At 63.7% G+C, this 6,260-nt stretch carries 7 protein-coding genes; 3 read left to right on the top strand and 4 right to left on the bottom strand.

Features of this window, described 5'->3' with window-relative positions; all coding sequences use genetic code 11:
• Positions 1-63: 63 nt before the first annotated feature.
• Positions 64-498 carry an alpha/beta hydrolase gene (locus tag GPT34_RS17335; RefSeq protein WP_291015197.1) on the bottom strand — a complete coding sequence of 145 codons (435 nt, stop codon included), beginning with the start codon at positions 496-498 and terminating at the stop codon, positions 64-66.
• 169 nt (positions 499-667) lie between these two features.
• On the opposite strand from GPT34_RS17335, the gene dusA reads away from it, so the two are divergent.
• Together dusA and GPT34_RS17345 are read left to right on the top strand one after the other, a co-directional pair.
• The gene (gene dusA, locus GPT34_RS17340; protein WP_291015199.1) at positions 668-1,678 is read left to right on the top strand and encodes a tRNA dihydrouridine(20/20a) synthase DusA; all 1,011 of its coding nucleotides are present in this window, start codon (positions 668-670) and stop codon (positions 1,676-1,678) included.
• Complete coding sequence (locus GPT34_RS17345) at positions 1,675-2,610, top strand: alpha/beta hydrolase (RefSeq protein ID WP_291015201.1); 936 nt, start codon at positions 1,675-1,677, stop codon at positions 2,608-2,610. The genes dusA and GPT34_RS17345 overlap by 4 nt, the downstream gene beginning before the upstream one ends.
• 27 nt (positions 2,611-2,637) lie before the next feature.
• Here GPT34_RS17345 and GPT34_RS17350 read toward each other — a convergent pair whose 3' ends face one another.
• The 3 genes from GPT34_RS17350 to GPT34_RS17360 all read right to left on the bottom strand — a co-directional run bounded on the left by GPT34_RS17350 (position 2,638) and on the right by GPT34_RS17360 (position 5,102).
• A complete protein-coding gene (locus tag GPT34_RS17350) occupies positions 2,638-3,924 on the bottom strand; it encodes an FAD/NAD(P)-binding oxidoreductase (protein WP_291015204.1) in 1,287 nt (428 codons plus the stop codon).
• Positions 3,925-4,070: 146 nt separating this feature from the next.
• Positions 4,071-4,205 (bottom strand): hypothetical protein, encoded by a 135-nt coding sequence (locus GPT34_RS17355; protein WP_291015206.1) that lies wholly within the window; start codon positions 4,203-4,205, stop codon positions 4,071-4,073.
• Between the two features lie 261 nt (positions 4,206-4,466).
• Positions 4,467-5,102 (bottom strand): GntR family transcriptional regulator, encoded by a 636-nt coding sequence (locus tag GPT34_RS17360; protein ID WP_291015210.1) that lies wholly within the window; start codon positions 5,100-5,102, stop codon positions 4,467-4,469.
• 176 nt (positions 5,103-5,278) lie between these two features.
• Between GPT34_RS17360 and GPT34_RS17365 the strand changes: the two genes are divergently transcribed.
• Positions 5,279-6,260 (top strand): methylmalonyl-CoA mutase family protein (locus GPT34_RS17365; RefSeq protein WP_291015212.1); only part of this gene is annotated, 982 nt, incomplete at its 3' end.

Here is a 6,260-nt window from a genome sequence, read left to right on the forward strand (position 1 = left end):
GCGCTTTAGCAAGCGCCGTTCGCTAGACCCCACCCTGACTCGCGCCCAGGCTGGGGAATGCGCTCACATCTGTTCAAAGCCGGGGCTGGCAAAGCCGTCAGGAGCCACCAACACCAGCTTGTCCACACGCTGTGGCTGGGCTGCTGCAAACGACCAGGCAATCCGACCACCCATGGAGTTACCGATGAGCGTTGCGCGTTGTACGCCCAGCTGCGTCATGAGTTCGCCGAGCAGTTGCAGGCTGCGTACATCGCTGTAGTCGCCTGTCGGGTCGGGCTCGCTGAGACCGGAGCCCGGCGCGTCGTAGCGGATCACACGGTAGTTCCCTTTCAGCGCCTGTGCCCAGACCTCCCAGGTGTGCAGGCTGGCGCCGAAACCATGCAGGAAGACGATGGCAGGTGCATCCTTGGGACCGTCGTCGCGAACATGCATGCGCACGCCGCTCACGAGGATCAGGTCCTGTGGCGAACGCAGATAGCGTTCGGCGAGGTAGCCCATGCTGCGGTCTGGGTCCAGAGCCACCCTGCCGTCAACACCAGCAGCAGACCGAGGAGGGCAAGCCATCGTGATTTCAAGGTGCGTTCTCCTCAATGCGATCGTCGGCAGGAGCGCATGATGAATTCTGCTGAGAGCGTGTTCGACTCGCTTACGCTGGGATAATCGCTCAATGTCTGCTCCCGCCTTGCCCCTGTCGCCCTGGCGCCTTTCCGTTGCGCCGATGATGGACTGGACGGATCGCCATTGCCGCTACCTGCACCGGCTTCTGACGAAGCACACGCTGCTCTACACGGAGATGGTAACCACGGGTGCGCTGATGCACGGCAGCGTGCAGCGGCACCTGCGCTTCAGCGCTGAGGAGCATCCAGTGGCGCTGCAGCTGGGGGGCAGCGAGCCTGATGAGTTGGCTCGGGCTGCACGCCTGGGCGAGCAGTGGGGTTACGACGAGATCAACCTGAACTGTGGCTGCCCCAGCGACCGGGTGCAGCGCGGTGCGTTCGGCGCCTGCCTCATGGCCGAGCCGAAGACGGTGGCCGATGGCGTGAAGGCGATGCGCGATGCGGTGGCCATTCCGGTCACGGTGAAGCACCGTATTGGTATCGACAAGACCGAAAGCTACGACTTCGTGCGCGATTTCGTGGGCACGGTGGCCGAGGCCGGTTGTGAGGTGTTCATCGTGCATGCGCGCAACGCCTGGCTGCAGGGCCTGAGTCCGAAAGAAAACCGCGAGGTGCCACCGCTTCGGTACGAACTCGTGCACCGGCTCAAGCGCGACTTCCCGCACCTCACCATTGCCCTCAACGGCGGCATCACCAGCGATGAGCAGATCGCCGAGCACCTGCAAATGGTTGACGGGGTGATGCTCGGTCGCGAGGCCTACCACCACCCCTGGTTGCTGACCGGCTGGGATGAACGCTTTTTCGGTGCGTCTGCCCATGCGCTCAGTCGCGATGAGGTGGAAGACCAGATGGTTCGCTACATGGAGCGAGCATTCGCGGAGGACGGCTGCCCTTGGTACGCCATTGCCCGTCACATGCTCGGCCTGCGCCACGGGCTTCGGGGCGCGCGCAAGTGGCGCCAGGTCTGGAGCGACCACCGCTTGAAGCCCTTGCCGCCGCGGGAGGTCTGGGCCATGGCACAGGTGCATGTGGTGAACGAGCCCGAAGCGGCAGAGGCATGACCGACGCCGGCGCTGCCGCAGGTGCTCGCACCGCAGCGCTGCCACTGGCCGTGGCCGCCGATCTGATCCATTTGGAGACGGTTGCGGGCCGGGTAGCCGTGTACCACGCCAGCCCCCAGCATCCGGTGGCCGGCCTGCCGCCGCTGCTGCTGGTGCACAGCGTCAACGCAGCCGCTTCGGTGGCTGAGGTGGCGCCGCTGTTTGAGTTTGAACGGCAGCGTCGCACCGTGATCGCCATCGATTTGCCAGGCTATGGCCATTCCGATCGCAGCGATCGGCTGTACACGCCGCGCCTCATGACAGACGCGGTGCTCGCGGCCGCTGAATGGCTGGCCGAACACGCTGGGTCAGAGCAGGTGGATGCTCTGGGTCTATCGCTGTCGGCAGAGTTTGTGGTGCGCGCGCAGCGGGAGCGACCCGAGCGCTTTCGCCGCCTGGCGCTCGTCAGTCCCACCGGCTTCTCGCGCGCCAAGCGCCGCCACGGACCACCCGGCTCAACCTTGATGGTGCCCTGGCTGTTGCGACTGTTGCAGCGACCCGGCTGGGGGGAGCGCATTTTTCGCAACCTCACGCGTCCCGGCGTGATCCGCTATTTCCTCAAGCGCACCTTTGGAGCACCCAGCGTGGACGAAGCGCTCTGGGCCTATGCGGTGGCCACCACCCGCCAGCCCGGTGCGCGGCACGCGCCGCTGCACTTTGTCTCGGCCGCGCTGTTCAGTGGTGACATCAACACGCTTTTTGAGGCGGTGGATTGCCCGGTCTGGGTCAGCATGGCCTCGCGTGGCGATTTCACCGACTACCAAGGCCGAACCACCTTGGCCGATCACGCCAACTGGCAGTTCCACCTGGTTGAAGGCGGCGCCTTGCCTTACTTCGAAGACCTGTCCGCTTTCATGGCCCGGCTCGACTCGTTCTGGCTGGCCGACGCCTGAGTCCTGCCCGGGCGCATTGGCTCGGCCTCACTTGCCAGACTTGGCTTTCAGTTTGGTGATGCCGATGAAATCCATGATGAGCTTCTCGTAGATCGGCTCTGAGGTGCCCTTCTGCATCTTGCGCATGAAGTACTTCTCGAACGCGACCTTGGCTAGGTGCACCCACTTGCCCTCGCTGAACCAACTCACGTTGCGCGGAGGAATCTGGGGCAGGGCGACGAAGGCGGCACCGGTGTCGCCGAAGTCGGCGAGGCACACCGTGTTCCAGGTCGCCTTGTGGGAGGGTTGTTGGCCGTCCATCAGCTCACGGATGTTGTGCGCGGTGGCGGTGACCATGGACTCGATCATGTAACCAGTCTTCGGCGTGCCGCACGGGATGGGCGTGGTCTCGACCGGCGGAATGGCGATGCACACGCCCACGCTGAAGATGTTGGTGAATTGCTTGTTGCGCTGGTGCTCGTCGACGGTGATGAAGCCGCGCGGGTTGGTCAACCCCTCGATGCCAAACACCGCGTCTACACCCTTGAAGGCCGGCAGCATCATGCTGTGCTTGAACGGCAGCACGTGTTCCTTGATCGGCTGGCCTTGGTCGTTATGCTCGGTGACGAACATCTGGCCCGCTTCGATCTTGGTGGTCTTGGCATTGCAGATCCACTTGATGTGGCGCTGGCGCATGGCCGCTTCCAGCATGCCCTTGGAGTCGCCCACGCCGCCCAGGCCCAGGTGGCCGATGTAGGGCTCAGGTGTCACGTAGGTCATGGGTACGCGGTCGCGGATCTTGCGCTTGCGCAGGTCGGTGTCCATGATCATGGCGAACTCGTAGGCTGGGCCGAAACACGATGCGCCTTGCACCGCGCCCACCACGATTGGTCCAGGGTCCTGCACGAAGCGCGACCAGGCCTGTTCGGTGGTTTCGGCATGGCTCACGTGGCAAATCGACTGGGTATGGCCGCCATGGGGACCCAGGCCTTCGACCTCGTCGAACGCCAGCTTGGGGCCGGTGGCGATCACCAAGTAGTCGTAGTCAACACGCGTGCCATCGGCCAGTTCGACCTGGTTGGCTTCTGGATGCACGCGTTTGGCAGCCTGGATGATGGCTTTGATACCTTTGTTGCCCAGCGCCTTGGTGATGTCGACCTCGATGTCACCGCGCTTGCGCCAGTTCACCGCCACCCAGGGGTTGGACGGCACGAAGTGGAATTTGGGCGATTCGCTGATCACCGTGACGGTATCTCCCGCGCGTGCCAGCGCCTTCATCTCATACGCCATGGGCATGCCGCCGAGGCCCGCGCCCAGAATCACGATGTGTGCCATGCCTTATCTCCTGTGGTGGTTTGCCAGCCATCATGAGACGCGCCAGCCCCGGGCGTTTTGACATTTGTCAATTGTTGGTGAATACCCGGGGGTGTACCTGGATGAGCAGGCGATGGCGAGCGCGAGCTGCCGACAGGCGCCGCGATTCAGAGCTCGATGTTGCTCAGGTCGATGCTGCCGTCGCGTATCGGCTGACCCCAGGAATAGGCCCGGGCGTTGGACTTGTTGAAGGTGAACACGGCGTCGGTCTGGCCTTCTTCGGTGCCCGACAAGCCAGCCAACAACGCCTCGAATGCGCCAAACGAATGGTGAAGGCCGGCGCGAGCAGGGTTTCCAGGTGGCCGCTTTGCATCAACAGTTCACTGCCGTCGCTGCCGCTCAGGCAGATCCAGAGGTCTGCTGGCAGCCTGATGCGCGCACCGGAGATGCCGGCGAACGACTTGAGACCAGCGACATCTGCACACAGGACCCGGACCAGAAGAGCGCCCATGCCCACCACCACCTGCAGCTGGCACGTCGCCATCCGATTCCTGACCGATACGTCAGGTCGCCGCTTCCAGCCCGTTCTGAAAATGCTGGTGCATGCGCTCACGGGTCAGCGCCGCGTCGCGCGATAGCAGCGCCTCCATCACCGCGCGGTGCTCGGCCAGCGATTCGCTGATGCGCCCGGTCTTGAGCAGCGAGTTGTGGCGGTTGAGTTTCATCACCTTGCGCAGGTCGCTCACCATTTGCTGGCGCCAGCGGTTATCGGCAATCTCCAGCAGCCGTATGTGGAATCGCTCGTTGATGGCAAAGAAGCGCTCCCGGTCTTTCACCGCCGCTTCCAGCTCGGCGTGCAGCGCCTGCAGCTCGCTGCGCTGGGCGTCGGTGGCGCGCTCGGCCACCACGCTGGCGCCGTCGGATTCCAGCAAGGCCAGCAGGTGGTACACGTCGGCCAGGTCTTTGTCGGACACCTCGGTCACGTAGGCACCGCGGCGCACCTTCATGGTCACCAGGCCCTCGGCGGCCAGCACCTTGAGCGCTTCTCTCAGGGGTGTGCGGCTGATCCCGTATTCCTCGGCGAGTTTGAGTTCGTCGATCCAGCTGCCGGGTTCGAGCTCGCGGCTGAAGATGCGCTGGCGCAGCAGCTCGGCCACTTCTTCATACAGGGCGCGCGGGGCAAGCGAGAGGGCGGACATGGAGCTGGGCAGGTGTCTAAACAGGGCGAAAGGCCGGCGACCATTGTAAGTCGGCTGGAATATTTTGCATCAATAATTATGAATGATATAAAATTGCACGCGTGTTTTGGCGCACCATGTGCGTTGTTCGCCCGCCTGCAATCACCCTTTCACCACGCTTCAACGGCCGAGTCACCATGTCTTCCCAACCGCCCCGCACCCCCTCCGAATTCACTGTCGCCAGCCTGGAAGACTGGGCGCGAGCGGCCGCCAAGTCAGCGCCCGGCGGCGATGTGGACGCGCTCAACTGGATCACGCCCGACGGCATCGCGGTCAAGCCGCTGTACACGGCGGCGGACACGGCCCACTTGGCTCACGCCAACACGCTGCCGGGCTTCGAACCCTTCATCCGCGGCCCGCAGGCCACGATGTACGCCGTTCGCCCCTGGACCATCCGCCAGTACGCCGGCTTCTCCACCGCCGAAGAGTCCAATGCCTTCTACCGCAAAGCGCTGGCCGCTGGCGGGCAGGGTGTGTCGGTTGCCTTTGACTTGGCCACCCACCGGGGATACGACAGCGACCACCCGCGCGTGACCGGCGACGTGGGCAAGGCCGGTGTGGCGATCGATTCGGTCGAGGACATGAAGATCCTGTTCGACCAGATCCCGCTCGACAAGGTGAGCGTGTCGATGACCATGAACGGCGCGGTGCTGCCGGTGCTGGCCGGCTACGTGGTGGCGGCAGAAGAGCAGGGCGTGTCGCAAGACAAGCTGAGCGGAACGATTCAGAACGACATTCTGAAAGAGTTCATGGTGCGCAACACCTACATCTACCCGCCCGAGCCGTCGATGAAGATCATCGGCGACATCATCGAGTACACGGCGAAGCACATGCCGAAGTTCAACTCGATCAGCATCAGCGGTTATCACATGCAGGAGGCGGGTGCCAACCAGGCGCTGGAGCTCGCCTTCACCCTGGCCGACGGCAAGGAGTACGTGAAGACTGCGATCGCCAAGGGCATGGACGTGGACGACTTTGCCGGGCGCCTGAGCTTCTTCTGGGCCATCGGCATGAATTTCTACCTGGAGATCGCCAAGATGCGCGCGGCCCGTCTCCTTTGGACGCGCATCATGAAAGGCTTCAATGCCAAGAAGCCCAAGAGCCTGATGCTGCGCACCC

The sequence above is a fragment of the Hydrogenophaga sp. genome (genome assembly GCF_011390835.1).
GTDB lineage: Bacteria > Pseudomonadota > Gammaproteobacteria > Burkholderiales > Burkholderiaceae_C > Hydrogenophaga.

Coding starts and splice junctions, on each gene's coding strand:
- dusA (WP_291015199.1), top strand. CDS start 668: ATGTCTGCTCCCGCCTTGCCCCTGTCGCCCTGGCGCCTTTCCGTTGCG.
- GPT34_RS17350 (WP_291015204.1), bottom strand. CDS start 3,924: ATGGCACACATCGTGATTCTGGGCGCGGGCCTCGGCGGCATGCCCATG.
- GPT34_RS17360 (WP_291015210.1), bottom strand. CDS start 5,102: ATGTCCGCCCTCTCGCTTGCCCCGCGCGCCCTGTATGAAGAAGTGGCC.
- GPT34_RS17335 (WP_291015197.1), bottom strand. CDS start 498: ATGGGCTACCTCGCCGAACGCTATCTGCGTTCGCCACAGGACCTGATC.
- GPT34_RS17345 (WP_291015201.1), top strand. CDS start 1,675: ATGACCGACGCCGGCGCTGCCGCAGGTGCTCGCACCGCAGCGCTGCCA.